Source organism: Bacillus pretiosus (genome assembly GCF_051294775.1).
GTDB classification, from domain to species: domain Bacteria; phylum Bacillota; class Bacilli; order Bacillales; family Bacillaceae_G; genus Bacillus_A; species Bacillus_A wiedmannii.
Window position 1 is genome coordinate 1,155,096 of record NZ_JBPPHF010000002.1, and the last position, 14,368, is coordinate 1,169,463.

At 34.1% G+C, this 14,368-nt stretch carries 20 protein-coding genes; 11 read left to right on the forward strand and 9 right to left on the reverse strand.

Going from position 1 to position 14,368, the window contains the following annotated elements; genetic code table 11:
• Nucleotides 1–175 precede the first annotated feature (175 nt).
• Nucleotides 176–382 (reverse strand): DUF3903 domain-containing protein, encoded by a 207-nt coding sequence (locus ACSG5Z_RS14240; RefSeq protein ID WP_087982042.1) that lies wholly within the window; start codon nt 380–382, stop codon nt 176–178.
• Nucleotides 383–524: 142 nt separating this feature from the next.
• Between ACSG5Z_RS14240 and ACSG5Z_RS14245 the strand changes: the two genes are divergently transcribed.
• Nucleotides 525–938: an NUDIX hydrolase gene (locus tag ACSG5Z_RS14245; protein WP_435711615.1), complete on the forward strand. Its 414-nt coding sequence runs from the start codon at nt 525–527 to the stop codon at nt 936–938.
• A gap of 12 nt (nt 939–950) precedes the next feature.
• Here the strand turns inward: ACSG5Z_RS14245 and ACSG5Z_RS14250 are convergent, their stop codons facing one another.
• A complete protein-coding gene (locus tag ACSG5Z_RS14250) occupies nt 951–1,628 on the reverse strand; it encodes an LrgB family protein (protein ID WP_137012034.1) in 678 nt (225 codons plus the stop codon).
• Nucleotides 1,625–1,990, reverse strand: a complete 366-nt coding sequence (locus tag ACSG5Z_RS14255) for a CidA/LrgA family holin-like protein (protein WP_087982047.1) — start codon at nt 1,988–1,990, stop codon at nt 1,625–1,627. Before ACSG5Z_RS14255 ends, ACSG5Z_RS14250 begins: the two co-directional genes overlap by 4 nt.
• Nucleotides 1,991–2,142: 152 nt before the next feature.
• Between ACSG5Z_RS14255 and alsR the strand changes: the two genes are divergently transcribed.
• Nucleotides 2,143–3,048, forward strand: coding sequence for an acetoin biosynthesis transcriptional regulator AlsR (gene alsR / locus ACSG5Z_RS14260; protein ID WP_435711616.1), 906 nt, complete (start codon nt 2,143–2,145; stop codon nt 3,046–3,048).
• Between the two features lie 63 nt (nt 3,049–3,111).
• Here alsR and ACSG5Z_RS14265 read toward each other — a convergent pair whose 3' ends face one another.
• Nucleotides 3,112–3,711 carry a YgaN family protein gene (locus tag ACSG5Z_RS14265; protein WP_137012036.1) on the reverse strand — a complete coding sequence of 200 codons (600 nt, stop codon included), beginning with the start codon at nt 3,709–3,711 and terminating at the stop codon, nt 3,112–3,114.
• Nucleotides 3,712–3,885: 174 nt separating this feature from the next.
• Here ACSG5Z_RS14265 and ACSG5Z_RS14270 point away from each other — a divergent pair, with 174 nt between their 5' ends.
• From ACSG5Z_RS14270 to ACSG5Z_RS14280, 3 genes are all read left to right on the forward strand, one after another.
• Nucleotides 3,886–4,443: an ABC transporter permease gene (locus ACSG5Z_RS14270; RefSeq protein WP_087982051.1), complete on the forward strand. Its 558-nt coding sequence runs from the start codon at nt 3,886–3,888 to the stop codon at nt 4,441–4,443.
• Between the two features lie 108 nt (nt 4,444–4,551).
• On the forward strand, nt 4,552–5,463 hold the full coding sequence (locus ACSG5Z_RS14275; protein ID WP_000180637.1) for an ABC transporter ATP-binding protein: 912 nt from the start codon (nt 4,552–4,554) through the stop codon (nt 5,461–5,463).
• Nucleotides 5,456–6,400 carry an ABC transporter permease gene (locus ACSG5Z_RS14280; RefSeq protein ID WP_435711617.1) on the forward strand — a complete coding sequence of 315 codons (945 nt, stop codon included), beginning with the start codon at nt 5,456–5,458 and terminating at the stop codon, nt 6,398–6,400. The genes ACSG5Z_RS14275 and ACSG5Z_RS14280 overlap by 8 nt, the downstream gene beginning before the upstream one ends.
• Before the next feature lie 38 nt (nt 6,401–6,438).
• On the opposite strand, the gene ACSG5Z_RS14285 is transcribed toward ACSG5Z_RS14280, so the two are convergent.
• Both ACSG5Z_RS14285 and ACSG5Z_RS14290 read right to left on the reverse strand, forming a co-directional pair.
• On the reverse strand, nt 6,439–7,584 hold the full coding sequence (locus ACSG5Z_RS14285) for a M20 peptidase aminoacylase family protein (RefSeq protein WP_048544151.1): 1,146 nt from the start codon (nt 7,582–7,584) through the stop codon (nt 6,439–6,441).
• Nucleotides 7,585–7,672: 88 nt separating this feature from the next.
• Nucleotides 7,673–8,581 carry an EamA family transporter gene (locus ACSG5Z_RS14290; protein ID WP_087982059.1) on the reverse strand — a complete coding sequence of 303 codons (909 nt, stop codon included), beginning with the start codon at nt 8,579–8,581 and terminating at the stop codon, nt 7,673–7,675.
• A gap of 331 nt (nt 8,582–8,912) precedes the next feature.
• Between ACSG5Z_RS14290 and ACSG5Z_RS14295 the strand changes: the two genes are divergently transcribed.
• The 3 genes from ACSG5Z_RS14295 to ACSG5Z_RS14305 all read left to right on the forward strand — a co-directional run bounded on the left by ACSG5Z_RS14295 (nt 8,913) and on the right by ACSG5Z_RS14305 (nt 10,371).
• On the forward strand, nt 8,913–9,050 hold the full coding sequence (locus tag ACSG5Z_RS14295; RefSeq protein ID WP_098134745.1) for a peptidase T: 138 nt from the start codon (nt 8,913–8,915) through the stop codon (nt 9,048–9,050).
• A gap of 16 nt (nt 9,051–9,066) precedes the next feature.
• Nucleotides 9,067–9,774, forward strand: a complete 708-nt coding sequence (gene ccdA / locus ACSG5Z_RS14300) for a cytochrome c-type biogenesis protein CcdA (RefSeq protein ID WP_001152685.1) — start codon at nt 9,067–9,069, stop codon at nt 9,772–9,774.
• 90 nt (nt 9,775–9,864) lie between these two features.
• A complete protein-coding gene (locus ACSG5Z_RS14305; protein WP_001028637.1) occupies nt 9,865–10,371 on the forward strand; it encodes a CcdC family protein in 507 nt (168 codons plus the stop codon).
• A 70-nt stretch (nt 10,372–10,441) separates the two neighbouring features.
• Here the strand turns inward: ACSG5Z_RS14305 and ACSG5Z_RS14310 are convergent, their stop codons facing one another.
• A complete protein-coding gene (locus ACSG5Z_RS14310; RefSeq protein WP_000889390.1) occupies nt 10,442–10,873 on the reverse strand; it encodes a DUF2621 domain-containing protein in 432 nt (143 codons plus the stop codon).
• A gap of 103 nt (nt 10,874–10,976) precedes the next feature.
• On the reverse strand, nt 10,977–11,273 hold the full coding sequence (locus tag ACSG5Z_RS14315) for a hypothetical protein (RefSeq protein WP_000262405.1): 297 nt from the start codon (nt 11,271–11,273) through the stop codon (nt 10,977–10,979).
• A 244-nt stretch (nt 11,274–11,517) separates the two neighbouring features.
• Here ACSG5Z_RS14315 and ACSG5Z_RS14320 point away from each other — a divergent pair, with 244 nt between their 5' ends.
• Together ACSG5Z_RS14320 and ACSG5Z_RS14325 are read left to right on the forward strand one after the other, a co-directional pair.
• Nucleotides 11,518–12,105, forward strand: coding sequence for an AAA family ATPase (locus ACSG5Z_RS14320; RefSeq protein WP_098857929.1), 588 nt, complete (start codon nt 11,518–11,520; stop codon nt 12,103–12,105).
• Nucleotides 12,102–12,674 carry a DJ-1/PfpI family protein gene (locus ACSG5Z_RS14325; protein WP_088122896.1) on the forward strand — a complete coding sequence of 191 codons (573 nt, stop codon included), beginning with the start codon at nt 12,102–12,104 and terminating at the stop codon, nt 12,672–12,674. Before ACSG5Z_RS14320 ends, ACSG5Z_RS14325 begins: the two co-directional genes overlap by 4 nt.
• 13 nt (nt 12,675–12,687) lie before the next feature.
• Here ACSG5Z_RS14325 and ACSG5Z_RS14330 read toward each other — a convergent pair whose 3' ends face one another.
• The gene (locus ACSG5Z_RS14330) at nt 12,688–13,635 is read right to left on the reverse strand and encodes a class I SAM-dependent methyltransferase (RefSeq protein ID WP_435711621.1); all 948 of its coding nucleotides are present in this window, start codon (nt 13,633–13,635) and stop codon (nt 12,688–12,690) included.
• Nucleotides 13,636–13,829: 194 nt separating this feature from the next.
• Between ACSG5Z_RS14330 and hutP the strand changes: the two genes are divergently transcribed.
• Nucleotides 13,830–14,270 carry a histidine utilization transcription antiterminator HutP gene (gene hutP / locus ACSG5Z_RS14335; RefSeq protein WP_000926520.1) on the forward strand — a complete coding sequence of 147 codons (441 nt, stop codon included), beginning with the start codon at nt 13,830–13,832 and terminating at the stop codon, nt 14,268–14,270.
• The last annotated feature ends 98 nt before the right edge of the window (nt 14,271–14,368 follow it).

Below are 14,368 nucleotides of genomic sequence, written 5' to 3' on the forward strand. Positions count from 1 at the left end.
TCCCTTTTCTAAAAATGCGAACAAGTTTTGCCCTATTCTATTCAATAATTAATTGCATAGAAATATATTGTTCGATGACCATTATGGAACGTACATAATGGGAAAATCCCGATCCTTAAAGAGGATGCCCCTAATCTTCATGTGAAAATATGATCGGATAAGAAAGCTGACCAATTTATGGTCGGCTTTCTTTTTGTTCAAAAGTTATTTCTTCTTTAATTTCTGTTTGCAATAATAAAGCTTTTCCGAAACGACGTTTACATTCCGCACTCACTTTTTCAATGGCTAGTAGCTGAGTAGTGGCGGGAACTGTTACGATAGCTTGGCGTGGTTTTCGATTTTCTTCACAAAAGACACATTCCACAACATATTTAGATATCATATTTTCATCCTTCCGTTTTTAATTTCTAAGAAGGGATTGTCTATGAAGTTAATGTGATTTTTCGTCATTAGTTTACTTTTTTCCTCTTTTTTCAAGGAGAAAATGATAAAGTAGGTGAATTTTTGTAGGGGGAGGGATGTATATGGAAAGATGGATAGGTTGTGCAGCAGTATGTATAAATGAAAAAAATGAAGTTTTAATGGTGTTGCAAGGGCAAAAGGGTGAAGAAAAAAGGTGGTCTGTTCCAAGTGGAGGGCTTGAAAAGGGAGAGACACTAGAAGAATGTTGTATTCGAGAAGTTTGGGAAGAAACAGGTTACAATGTGGAAGTTGTAAATAAAATATACGAAAAAGAGGGTATTACATACGGGGTTCCTGTATACGTTCATTATTATGTCGTTAAAAAAATAGGCGGTAGTATGAAAATCCAAGATCCTGATGAGTTAATACATGAAATTGCTTGGAAGAGGATAGATGAAATGAAGGAATTAACGCTATCTTTCCCGGAGGATTATGAGGTTTTAAATAAATATATAAATAAAAAAGTGAGTGTTTAAACACTTGCTTTTTCAATGTATCCACGACAAGAAAAGCGGAACGATAACTAAACTAGCTCCTGCTGTTAAAAGCATAGATAAACTTGCAATGGTTCCTTCTACAGGGCCGATTTCGAATGCTTTTGATGTACCGGTTCCATTTGCGCTAGTGCCTAACATAATGCCTTTTGCGAGCGCTGTTTTAATACGGCATATACGTATGAGAGCAGGTCCGAGCAATGCTCCTGTTAACGCAGTTAAAACAACAAATACAGCTGTTAATTGTGACATACCACCGATCATTTCTGAAATGGCCATTGCAATTGGTGTCGTTACAATATGAGGCGCTAAACTATGTTCTAACGATGAATCAATTTGAAAATAATTAGCTAGTAGTGCTGAAGTAATAACTGATAAAAATGAACCGACAATGACATTAAGTAAAATAGCTATTCCATGTTTCTTGAGTAAATCAAAGTATTTATAGATTGGCCATGCGAAAGCAACTGTTGCAGGCTTTAATAATTCTGTTAACCATTGACCACCTGTTTCATATGTTTCATAAGGTGTGTCTAGTCCGAGTAATAAAGCAATTAAAAAAATAGGGCAGACGAGAAGAGGAGAAAGTAAGCTCCAATTCCAGCGTTGATACATTTTCTTCGATATCCAATATGTGAATAGTGTTAATAGTAAACAAAGAAAGCCGATCATTGTGTTGATCCTTTCCGCTTTAGTAGCAATTCTGTTAGGAGTCCTGTAGCGAGAGTGACACAAAGTGTACTAATCATAATAATTAAAATGAGATCGATTCCATATTGTGATAGTGTATCTTTGTAGCGTATGACAGCGACTGCAGAAGGAATGAAAAATAAAATAAGTTCCTTTAATAAAAAGTCTGCGCCGTCCTGTACCCACTCTTTCTTCACTAGGTTAAATTTTAATGAAATTAATAATAAAAAAATACCGATTATACTTCCTGGAACTGGGAGGTGTGCCTGTTTTGCAATCCATTCACCTGTCCAAGCGAAACAAAATAATAATAAAATTTGTCCGCTTAATTTCCACCATTTCATACAGTACCCACCTCTTTCTTTTTTTACATAAAAATTGTAAAAAAGAATTAACAATTTCTACTATACGTTCATTCGAAAAATTTGTCTAATATATAAATTATATGTTATTAATATATTAGATGTATTAATTGAAAGTGAAAAGGGTGTCCAAAATGGAATTACGGCATTTGCAATATTTTGTTGTAGTGGCAGAGGAGTTACACTTTGGACGAGCAGCTGCTCGTTTACAAATGACACAACCACCGCTTAGTCAACAAATTCAGCAATTAGAAAAAGAAATGGGAGTTATGTTATTTTCAAGAACGAAGAGAAAAGTTGAATTAACAGAAGCTGGAGAAATGTTTTTAAAAGAAGTAAAAAAAGCGTTCGAACAAATTGATAAAGCAGTAGAAGTTGCACAAAGTGCCCAAAGGGGAGAAGTGGGATCACTTTCAATTGGTTTTGTAGGTGCGGCGATATATGATATTTTACCATCTATCGTAAGGGAGTATAGAAAGAAATTTCCGAGAGTGTCTGTTGCATTACATGAACTGTCAACACCGGATCAGGTGCATGCACTTCACGATAACCGTATTGATATTGGCTTTTTGCGTCCGCCAATTCCAACACAATTACTAGAGTTAGAACCAATTCAAAAGCTTTCTTGTACGTTATGTTTACCGAAGGCACATCCACTTGCTGAAAAGGATGAAATACATATTGAAGATTTAAGAGACGAACCGTTCGTATTTATTACGAGACCGGTATGGCCAGCGTTATACGATACAATTTTATCACTTTGCCGCGACGTAGGATTTAGTCCACACATTGTACAAGAAGCAACGGAATATCAAACAGTTATGGGACTTGTAGCGGCAGGAATCGGAATTACGGTAATACCTGTATCGGCGAATAAATTGTATAAAACCGAAGTCGTATATAAAGAGTTATGTGATTCTAATTTTGTTGCAGAAATGTCAGTAGCGTACAAAAAAATGAATACTAATCCAGAACTTTTAGAGTTTTTGAAAATTGCAAGAGAGAAGAAAAGAATAGAAGTTGAGGAGGAGATTAATTAATTTGTTAAAAAGTACACCTCGTTAAACACTAAAGCGGAAATGCAATATAATTGCATTTCCGCTTTAGTGTTCTTTTTTTAGTTCTATACTAAAGAGATAAACATGTTCGTTTTCTTGTAATAGTTGGTCAATAGCAGTTTTTTCCTCAAGCATTGGAATTCTTACGGTTTCTTTATTCGTTTTTATTATAGCCGCTAAAGTCGTCTTTTGATTGTATGTTAAGTTTATAGCAGATTGAAGAGTAGTAGAGGTAGAGCTATTTATGATTGGAGGTGCTTCTTCAGGAGCGAGCATGGAACTACCTTCAATATTAACATACCAATGTTTTTGCACTTGTACATCTTTATCGAGTTGGGATTGAGGTGGTAAAAAAGAAAGCTTTACTTTCTTTTTTTGAAAATGGGAGGTAGCTATATTCGCAATTACGTTTGTTTTTTTACCATTTTGATAATAATCAATTGTAGCATGTATTTCATCTTTTTCATTTTTTAGGGTAACGTTATAAAACATGCTGTCTCCTTCTTGAAAAGGAGTCATTTGTAAAATAGAAGATTGCTCTTCTGTTAATTTGTATGGCTCAACAATGGCGATCTCATTGTTTTTAAGTGAGCTACAACTTGTGAGAAATAATAAAAATAAGATTGATATTAATTTTATGCGCATGCAACCCCCTCCTTTTTACAATTATATTCTGAATATGATTTATTTTCCATTTTATTTTCTAGGACTAAAGACTTAGAAAAAATTCAGATTGTAGTGCGATGTTTAAAATGTCATATTTTTATACACTAGTAGTATAGAATGAGTATGGTATGAAGTAAGGTAGGGGAAGAACATATGTCTTTATGTCAGTTAGTGAGAAAAAATATAAGAACATTTGCTGCCAAAAGGATGAAGCAATTCATGTGGGTTGCTATGAGTACTATGATTTTATTTTTTATGATATCGCTCCAATTTAATGAAGGAGCTATTGGGAAATTAGAGACTACACTTTTATTTCAAATGAGCTTTTACATGCTGTTTATTGTATTCATTTTTATTTGTATTTTTACTACATATAAAATAACGTTTTCTCTTCTGCAAGTGAGGAAAGAGGAAATTAAATCTTATGTAGCAGAGAGTAGGAAGAGAAATGGCGTACTATGTTTATTATGTCAGGAGCAATTATTTATTTATGGAGCAGCGTTTGTTTTTGGATTAGTGAATGGGATGTTATTTTTGAAATTATTTACGATTATCTTTATGAAAATAGCAGGAATACAAGGGATAAATAGTGCACCGATTACAATATATGCAATAGTAGTTGTTAGTATAATTATGATTGTGGTCGTCCTATTATCGATGATGCAATGTTTTCGATTTGTTCAAAGTTTACAAGATGAAAATTCGTTTTAATTTAAGGAAAAGGCATGAGAAATCATGCCTTTTCTTATTTTACACATAAAAATAATCATGTTACAGTGTAAAGACCTGACAAAGAATGGGAAGGAAAGGTTGTATAGTATGACAAATGAACAATCAATTGTAAAGGTTGAGCGGTTAACGAAGCGAATCGGTTCAAAGACACTTGTAGAAAATATTAGTTTCGAAGTTAAAAAGGGTGAAGTAGTTGGCTTGCTCGGACCAAATGGTGCTGGAAAAACGACTTTAATGAGAATGATGGTCGGCATGATTCGTATGACAGAGGGTGAAGTTTGGATTGACGGTCAATCTGTAAAACAGCAATTTGAAAGTACTGCTGCGAAAATTGGAGCAGTAATTGAGACACCGGAATTTTATCCTTTTTTGAGCGGCTATGAAAATTTAACATATTTCGGACGAATGAATGGTAACGTGACGGAAGAACGTATCGATGAAGTAGTGAAATTGTTAGGGATGGGACAAGTAATTGACCGAAAAGTAAAAGCATATTCACTCGGCATGAGACAACGTTTAGGAATTGCTCAAGCGCTTATTCACGATCCAGATGTATTAATATTAGATGAACCAACGAATGGATTAGATCCTAGTGGAATACATGAAATGAGAATGTACATAAAGAAAATTGCACATGAACAAGGAAAAGCGGTACTTGTATCTAGTCACTTACTTTCAGAAGTTGAATTAATGTGTGATAGAGTTATCATTATTCAGCATGGAGAATATGTGGCGACGCAAAATATTCAGCATAATCAAAGAGAAGAGATGGAGACAATCCGTATACGTGTAGATGATGCGAATAAAGCAGCAGAAATGTTAGACCAAGATGTTTTAATAAAAGGTAATGATCTACTTATTCATGTGAAAGATGAAGAAATCCCAAATGTTATTCGTATATTGCTTGAGAAAAATATTCAAGTGTATCGTGTATATGAAGAAAGAAAAACGTTAGAAGAGCAATTTTTAGAATTAACAGGGGGAAAAGATATTGTTTAATTTAGTGTATAACGAACTGTATAAAATATTTAAGCGAAAGCGAACGATTATTCCCTTTGCAGTTATTGCAGTATTAATAATTGGATTAGGGTGGGTTACGGTAAAGTATTTAGAACCGGAAACAAAAGGATGGAAAGTCGATTATACAGAACGAACTGTAGAAATAGAGAAAAAGCTAGGTATGAAAAAAGAAGCTATATTAGCAGAACGATCTGGGGACGAGCTTGTAAAGGAATATCAGCTTAAGATGAAGCATTTAGATACAGATACAGCACCGGCAAGCAGTTCTCCGCTTTCTTTCATGAGAGATACAGGTTTTATCGTATTTCCAATATTGCTCCCATTTATCCTCGTGTATGCAAGTACAATTTTTGCGAATGAATATAGCTGGGGAACATATAAATTTTTAACGATACGACCAGCGAGTCGATTTAAAATTTTGACATCTAAATTTTTAGCAATTGTGATATTTGCAGCGTTATTGTTTATATTTAATATGATTTTCTCCACTTTATGTGGACTTGTTATTTATAAATTCCAACAGCCTGCATGGAGCGAGCTTATTTTCCAAGATGGAAATATTATAAAACAAAATATTTTTGTGGAAGCTAGTAAGTATTATATTTTATCGTGGTTGCCGACGATTGTGTACGCAGCGTTTGCATTTATGATTTCTGTATTAACAAGATCTAGTGGAGGTGCGATTGGTATTTCACTATTTCTTGCTTTATCAGGAAATATTGCATTATTAGCAGCGACTAGATATGATTGGGCGAAATATTTATTGCCAGCAAACACAGATTTATACAGTATTTCAAAGAATGGAAGTTTTATTGATGGAGTAACATTCCCGTTTGCTTCATGTATGTTATTACTATATTTATTTGTATTTTTAAGCATTTCCTATACAGTATTTTTAAAACGCGATTTAACTTAAAAAAAGGAGCCGTTAAGTATTTCTTAACGGCTCCTTTTTTATGCAAATTGTTTAAGTGCTTTTTCAGCTAACAAAGCGAAGTATTCTGCACTTATAGGTAATGCTTGCTCATCTACTGTAAAAGCTGGATGATGCCATTCATGTGTACCACTCGTTCCCATAAAAACGAATGAACCAGGTATTTCTTGTTGATAAAAAGAAAAATCTTCTCCGGCCATTGACGGGGTAGGAGAGATGATATTTAAATTCATTTTTTCAGCAACTTGAGAGGATAAGTTTGTTAAAGATGTATCGTTATGAACAGCAGGAGGACCTGCATAAAAACGAAATTCTGTTTTTACACCTAATGCATCAGAAACTCCTTGAATAATACGTTTCATTAGTGCAGGAATCTTTTCACGTGTTTCAGTTTGGAATGTACGTACAGTTCCTTCCAGCGTTGCTTTTTCAGGAATTACGTTCCACGTATTTCCTGAATGGATGTTTGTGACACTGACGACGGCATTATGTGAAGAGCTTATATTTCGGCTTACAATTGTTTGGAGTGCCATCACGATTTGAGAGGACGCGACAATAGGGTCTACCCCAGCATCAGGTACAGCTGCATGTGTACCAACTCCGTGAATTTTAATTTCAAATCGATCGACCCCGGCCATCAGTGGACCATCTTTAATACCGATTGTACCTACTGGTAAATCAGGTTTATTATGCATACCGAAAATAGCTTGCACGCCATGTAAATGCCCGGCTTCAATTACTTTGCGAGCACCATTGCTACTTTCTTCAGCTGGTTGGAATATAAAGCGTACAGTTCCGCTAAGAGAAGATTCTTTTTCTTTTAATAAATAAGCGGCACCTATAATAGCAGCTGTATGAAAATCATGCCCACAAGCATGCATTTTACCGGGAATTTTTGAAGCGTACGGTAAATGTGTTTCTTCTTGAATAGGAAGGGCATCAATATCAGCACGGATTGCTATAATTGGTCCGCTATTATTCCCTGAAATTTCAGCAATAACGCCTGTTTCTAAACTAGAATTTATAATCGTAATGTTTTTCTCTTCTAACCAATTTTTTATAGTCTTCGTCGTTTCAAATTCTTCGTATGATAATTCTGGATGCTCATGTAAATTTCGACGAATAGAAATTAGCATCTCAGTTAATTGCTCTAGATTTGCTGCCACGTATAATGCCTTCTTTCTTAATTAATGTATTTACATTAATTATACAATAAGAAAAGAGAGGATTCTCAAATGAAAATCCTCTCTCGTTTTATGCTGCCAATTTTTTGTGTGTATGATGTTTATGATAACGTCCACGCATTGCATAGGCAATTTGCGGGATTGCAATACCGATTAAAATAAGTGATACACCGATCCATTGTGAAGATAGCACCGCTTCTTTTAAAACGAATACAGACATAATTGTTGTAACTGGTAGTTCTGCTGCACCAAGAATAGTCGCTAAGCCAGAACCGATCTTTGGAATACCGATTGTAAAGGCGATAGAAGGAATGACGATACTAAATGTTCCTAATCCTAAACCGTATTTCCAAAGTCCTTCAGAAATTGCACCGCTAAAAATAAATGTTGGCGGGAATACGATCATTACTAAAGTTAAAGCGCCAGTCATTAAGAGAACACCGCGCGGTAATGAAGGTACTTCAACAGCAACTTTTCCGCTCACGAAAATGTATGTTGCGAATGTAACAGCAGATAATAAACCTAGTATGATTCCAGTCATATCGAAATCACCTGCTGATTTTTCTAGTAAACCACTTGATAAAAATGTACCTGCAAGTAAGAAAATAACGGAAATAACCTTTTCTCTTGAAGGTAATGTTTTTGTTGCGACTGCTTCAATAATAATTCCGACCCAAACGAATTGGAATAAAAGTATAATTGCAATAGATGCTGGTACAGTTTTTAATGAAGCATAATAAAAAATTCCAGTAAAACTTGCAGATGTACCTGCAACGAATAAAATTAACGCTTGTTTTAATGGAACACGATGTCTAGAAAATAGAAGAGTAATAGCAAGCAAAATAATCCAACCGAACAAATATTGGCTGCCAATTACCTCTCCAAGTGAAAATCCTTCTGCATAGGCAAGTTTAACGAAAATAGCTAAAATCCCATAACTACACGCTCCTAATAAAACTAAAAGAGAATAACGAAGCATGAAAAATTCCTCCCATCTATATGAAATTGTTCCTAACGGACATATATAACTAGAGGGAAGTATACAAAATTAAAAATAAAGGGTCAAATAAAAGAAAAGTGTGACATTTTATAGAATAATAATAAAAGTATGATATTTATGCATAATCTTGAAATTAGTAATAATAAAAGTATTGTAAAATCAGCTTCGTATTGTATAAAGACAGCATTTGAAAAAAATATTTTTTAGGGATATAGAAGGGTAGTCCATTATAGTGTGCTAATCATTTGAGAAACTATGTTACCTTTGTTATGTTAATAACAATTAGAGAAGTTTCTTAGTCCAATTAAGATTGTTCTATATAATAGAAGGAAATGAAAACGTTTTATTAGAAATTGTTTGTAAGGGGAGTTTTTCTTATTATCACGTTGTTAAAGTGAGTTCACGAATTGTTCATAGTATTTTTATGTGTTTTTGCTACAATATGTAAGGAGAGGAGTGGAATCATGCAAGATATTAGTATTTTTTTAGCGTTTGGCGCTGGATTTTTATCATTTATTTCCCCATGTTGCTTACCGCTTTATCCGGCATTTTTATCGTACATAACAGGTATGTCGGTTTCTGAGTTGAAAGAAGAAAATGCAATGCTTCGCAAAAGAAGTATGATACATACAGCGTTTTTCTTACTTGGATTTTCAATTATATTTATTGCAATTGGATTTGGTACAAGTTTTATTGGAGGCATCTTTACAAATTATAAAGATTTAATTAGACAGTTAGGTGGTATATTTATCATCGTGTTCGGTCTTATTATTGTCGGTGTGTTTAAGCCAAAGTTTTTAATGCAAGACCGTAAATTTACGTTTAAAAATCGTCCGAGTGGCTATTTGGGATCCGTTCTAATTGGGTTGGCCTTTGCTGCAGGGTGGACACCATGTACTGGACCTATTTTAGTGTCTGTAATTGGATTAGCTGCAACAAATCCAGAATCAGCAATGATTTATATGATAGCATACATACTTGGGTTTGCTATCCCATTTTTCGTACTATCATTCTTTATTACGAAAATGTCTTGGATTAAAAGAAATAGTATGAAATTCATGAAGATTGGAGGATATGTTATGATTGTCATGGGTATCTTCCTATATTTCAACTGGATGACGAAAATTATCGTATATTTCTCAAGTTTATTTGGTGGTTTTACCGGTTTTTAGTATTATTCTGTGAAAATGTTGGAAATACTAACGGAAAAGCATATAATGAAAGTATATTTTGCATATAGCCACAAAAAAGGATGAGAAAATATGAACATAGTTGTTTTATCCAGTATCGTTGCTGTTTGTATGGCTGTTGGTGCGATGTTTATTCGTTTAAAAGCAGCTAAGAAACCGGCAACATTGAAAAAAATTATACTTCCACCATTTTTTATGAGCACGGGAGCGTTGATGTTTGTTTTTCCTGAATTTCGATTAACTCCAGCAGAAATGTTAGAAGCAATTGGCGTCGGTTTGTTTTTCTCTATTTTTCTTATTAAAACATCTAAATTTGAAATTAGAGGACAAGAGATTTATTTGAAGCGTTCAAAAGCATTTGTTTTTATATTAATTGGATTACTTGTCGTGCGGATTGTATTTAAAACATACTTAAGTCAATCTCTTGATTTAGGACAACTTAGTGGCATGTTCTTCTTACTGGCGTTCGCGATGATTGTGTCATGGAGAATTGCTATGTACCGTTCCTTTACGAAATTACAGAAGGAAATGGAAAAAGAAGATGGTTTTTATAATGAAAAAGATATGAAACTAACTTAAAAACTGTATATGTATAAAATAAAAAGACAGCGTCAAAGGCGCTGTCTTTTTTATTGAAAATAATGTGAAGTTATTTTGCGAGTAAAGACTTATAGTTTGAATAATCAATCTCTTTTTCTTGTAGTTTCTTAACTAAAAATTTATGGTCGCGTTTTGGTGTAGCAATAATATATCCTTTAATAATTAAATCTTGTGTAATTTGAGAGGCTTTTTCTTGTAATGCCAGTTCTCCAATTTTGCCAGCAATTTTTGATTTAGCGACATCGCGAAATAGTTCTGGAACAGGACTTACGAGCTCTTCTAACAATTGTTTTTGTTCTTCATCCCATAAATGTCTAGTTTTATTAATATAGTGCTCTTCCCAATCTAAAATGGACATACCATCTTCTTTAGGTAATCGTTTTAGGAATTTTCTGAACATAAAGTATCCACCGATAGACATAAGTCCTAATAAAATAACAGTCCATAGCACTATGAACCAACTGAACCATCCTTCGAGCAAGCTTATCCCCCCTTAATGATTGCGGTTTTCTTTTATTCATATTATAAACAGTGAGATTCATAGAAAGCAAGAACGCTTGGTCATTTTGACCAAGCGTTATCATTTAAACAAAGTATAGTTGTTCAACACATAAATTATTATTATCATCTTCTACATATTCAATGATTAATGTGCCAACTTTACGATCTTTATCTTCAGTTGTGAAAATAGAGTAAGAAGTAAAACGTACTGTTGATAGGCCGCTTATATGTGTAGGTAAAGAAATGTAGTCGTTATCGCGGAAGAATTCCATCAGTTCAATATCTTCAAATTCTTTTCGATCAACTTGTTTGTTTGTATAGCGGCGTTGAAGTTGTTTTAAAGACTCATTCCAAGAAATTGCTTTTGTGTCGTATACCATTGTTCTATCTCCTTACTGTATGTAATCATTAAGAACATACGTTCTAAACTAGTATACTCTTTTTATTAGAAAAGGGAAAGCAAAAAATAATGTAAGCTTGGATTTCCAAGCTTACATTATTGATGCGTCCGTCATAATCTCTATTTTTATTATAAGTTAGATAAGAATAAGAAACAAGATGATATATATTCTGTTGATGGTTTTTAAAATTCTGTATATTATAGATATACTAAAATGCAAGGGAATGAGAGGAATGGCATATGTAATTTCACTCCAAGGATCGATGGCAAGCGGAAAAACAACATTGACTAAAAGGTTAGAGAGATGTGGGCTTTCAGTTATATATGAAAATCCATATCCAATTGTAGAAAAGCGAAAACAATTAAATTTGGATATGAATTCAAAAGAAGGATTTATTATAAATCAAAAAATGTTTATTGAAGCAAAAATAAAGGAGTTTCAAAATGTGAAAGATTCAGTCGTGATTTTTGATCGCGGACCAGAAGATATTGAATTTTATACACTCTTTTATCCGAAAGTGATAGGGAAAGAGTGGGATATAGAAACAGAATTAAAAGATGAATTGTATAAATTAAGAGAATGCTGTTCGGATGCAATTTTTTATTTAGATGTTTCGAAAGAAAATTTATATGATAGAAAAAATAATGACGGGGCAAGAAATCGAAGTACATTCGAAGAACAATTTAAATTAGTAGAAACTGAAAAAGAATGGTATAAACAATTTCCTGTAACTTATGTGGACACGAATACATTAACAGTGGATGAGTTAGAAGCATATTTTATGGGCTGGTTAAAGGAGAAAGGACTATGAAAAAAATATTATTATTCGTATACCCAACATTTGCGGAGTTTGAAATTACAGTAGCAACAGCATTGCTGAAAAAGAAATATGAAATCATTACTGCGGGATTAACAAAAGGGTTGATTATAAGTGAAACAGGCTTGCAAGTACAACCGCATATAGAATTAAGTGAAGTGCGTGTAGATGAATATGAGGGGATTATCATTCCAGGGGGAGACGAAGTACATATGAAAGACGCAGATATTCTCTTTTCAGTCATTCGCCAATTTTCTGAAAAAGAAAAATTAGTAGCTGCGATTTGTGCTGGACCGTATGCGTTAGCAAGAGCAGGTTTATTTAAAGGGATTTCTTATACAGCGACTATAGATTATCAAAAGTTAGATTGTTTTCCAGTAGAAAATTTTGTATATAAAGAAGTTGTACAACACTCAAATATTATTACTGCACAAGGACATGCTTTCGTACCATTCGGAATAGCAGTTGCTTCTTATTTTGGAGTAGCGAACGAACATAATATAAATTTTTATGGCGGAAAGGGCAATATGATGATGGACAAACTTTTACATGAGAATGTATAAAAGCTAGCATTTGCTAGCTTTTTTCTTTTTGACATCGATAAATGGCTAACGTTTTCGGGTCGCGCCATATACCGTTATGAAGTGACAATTCATTTTCTACTTCTTTTTTTAGCCATTCCTTCATTTCGGCGTGAAGATATGTACTATCAGGTATATTTAGCGATGGAAACATGCTAGAAATATAGCTTACAATCGGAGTAGCATGATGAAAAACGAGAGCATTATGAATAACTGTTTCTTCAACAGTTGGAAAAACAGACTGTAATATCTCTTTACCATTTTCTAAACAAAATGGAGTGACTGATGATGTTGTTTTCGGTAAATCAAATGCGTCTAACATGCGGTTACACATTTCAACTATATGAGGTAATGTAACGTCAGAATTTGTTGTGGCTAAAAGTGAGCCTCCGGGACGAATTACTTTATGGAATCCTTGAACTGTTTTTTCGACATCTTTCATGTGATATAACATATGTCTTGCGATGACCCAGTCATAGCAATTAGCTTCAAAAGGGAGTTTACCAGCATCACCTAGTTTCCATTCAATTATGCTATTCTTTATTGCAGCTTCAGAAAGCATCGTTTTTGATTGATCAAAACCGGTTAGTTGGCCTTTATGACCGTTAGTTTGTAAAAAGGAAAGAAAATTTCCATTAGCACACCCAACCTCTAATATTTTTTCTTCTCCTTGAAGTTGTAAATGTTCCATGACGAGTTCATCTAAATTTACTTGTTTTTCTTCGTAATGTTTATGCGTATCGATACGTGTTTGTAAATGGTTGCTTACGTTGTATTGGCGTTTTACATCATTCATCTTTTCGCATTCCACTTTCGTACAAAATTGCTGAATCGCGTGTGTTAATACGTCGGTTTTCTTTAAACCTTCGTAATGGAGTGCAGATTCAAACCTTTCAAGTAATTTTTCTTCAATTCGAAAATGAATATCTTTTCGCTTCGTCATTGAAATATCGCCCCTTTGCATCTGTTAGTGAGACTATAGCACGCCTGAAAAATTCGTGTAAATAATTTGTGTACACAAATGGAGGGGATGAAAAAATTGTTCGAATGTGAGTTTAAACTATTGACGATTTAACCGTTTTCATATATTCTTAAATTAAGAAATATTCAAATAATTAAAAGAAATGAGAGAGTCACATGCTTCTTCAAGGAACACATCGAATTGGTCGTATGGCCATGTTGTTGGCACTTGCGGATGAGAATGAAAGCCCTGTATTATCTATTCCAAAAGGTTGGAAGTATTGTACGGGGAAAGTGGGTTCGATGAATTCGCAAAAAGTTGTAGCAGCAATGGAAACAGCGGCTAAGAGCACCCAAGTTATTGAAACAGATGTTTACAGAGAAACACATGCACTTTATCATGCAATTATGGAAGCTTTGTACGGAGTGACGAGAGGTCAAATTCAGTTAGCAGACGTTCTTCGTACAGTAGGACTTCGCTTTGCAATTGTGCGCGGTAGACCATACGACGGAAAAAAAGAAGGCGAATGGGTTGCTGTTGCATTATATGGAACGATTGGTGCACCTGTAAAAGGATCTGAGCATGAGGCGATTGGTTTAGGAATTAATCACATATGATTTGCCCATAGTCTATTAGTTAGAAGGGGGCCTTACTTTTTTAGGACAGAAGTCTGTCTTAAAAAGATAAGGTCCCCTTTTGCCTTTTTAAGGAGGAA

What these genes read in the sequence shown, in the direction of transcription:
- hutP (WP_000926520.1), top strand. Translation starts at nt 13,830, where the DNA reads ATGCTTCTTCAAGGAACACATCGAATTGGTCGTATGGCCATGTTGTTG.
- ACSG5Z_RS14270 (WP_087982051.1), top strand. Translation starts at nt 3,886, where the DNA reads ATGTCTTTATGTCAGTTAGTGAGAAAAAATATAAGAACATTTGCTGCC.
- ccdA (WP_001152685.1), top strand. Translation starts at nt 9,067, where the DNA reads ATGCAAGATATTAGTATTTTTTTAGCGTTTGGCGCTGGATTTTTATCA.
- ACSG5Z_RS14265 (WP_137012036.1), bottom strand. Translation starts at nt 3,711, where the DNA reads ATGCGCATAAAATTAATATCAATCTTATTTTTATTATTTCTCACAAGT.
- ACSG5Z_RS14255 (WP_087982047.1), bottom strand. Translation starts at nt 1,990, where the DNA reads ATGAAATGGTGGAAATTAAGCGGACAAATTTTATTATTATTTTGTTTC.
- ACSG5Z_RS14245 (WP_435711615.1), top strand. Translation starts at nt 525, where the DNA reads ATGGAAAGATGGATAGGTTGTGCAGCAGTATGTATAAATGAAAAAAAT.
- ACSG5Z_RS14275 (WP_000180637.1), top strand. Translation starts at nt 4,552, where the DNA reads ATGACAAATGAACAATCAATTGTAAAGGTTGAGCGGTTAACGAAGCGA.
- ACSG5Z_RS14315 (WP_000262405.1), bottom strand. Translation starts at nt 11,273, where the DNA reads ATGGTATACGACACAAAAGCAATTTCTTGGAATGAGTCTTTAAAACAA.
- ACSG5Z_RS14290 (WP_087982059.1), bottom strand. Translation starts at nt 8,581, where the DNA reads ATGCTTCGTTATTCTCTTTTAGTTTTATTAGGAGCGTGTAGTTATGGG.
- ACSG5Z_RS14305 (WP_001028637.1), top strand. Translation starts at nt 9,865, where the DNA reads ATGAACATAGTTGTTTTATCCAGTATCGTTGCTGTTTGTATGGCTGTT.
- alsR (WP_435711616.1), top strand. Translation starts at nt 2,143, where the DNA reads ATGGAATTACGGCATTTGCAATATTTTGTTGTAGTGGCAGAGGAGTTA.
- ACSG5Z_RS14330 (WP_435711621.1), bottom strand. Translation starts at nt 13,635, where the DNA reads ATGACGAAGCGAAAAGATATTCATTTTCGAATTGAAGAAAAATTACTT.
- ACSG5Z_RS14240 (WP_087982042.1), bottom strand. Translation starts at nt 382, where the DNA reads ATGATATCTAAATATGTTGTGGAATGTGTCTTTTGTGAAGAAAATCGA.
- ACSG5Z_RS14250 (WP_137012034.1), bottom strand. Translation starts at nt 1,628, where the DNA reads ATGATCGGCTTTCTTTGTTTACTATTAACACTATTCACATATTGGATA.
- ACSG5Z_RS14325 (WP_088122896.1), top strand. Translation starts at nt 12,102, where the DNA reads ATGAAAAAAATATTATTATTCGTATACCCAACATTTGCGGAGTTTGAA.
- ACSG5Z_RS14320 (WP_098857929.1), top strand. Translation starts at nt 11,518, where the DNA reads ATGAGAGGAATGGCATATGTAATTTCACTCCAAGGATCGATGGCAAGC.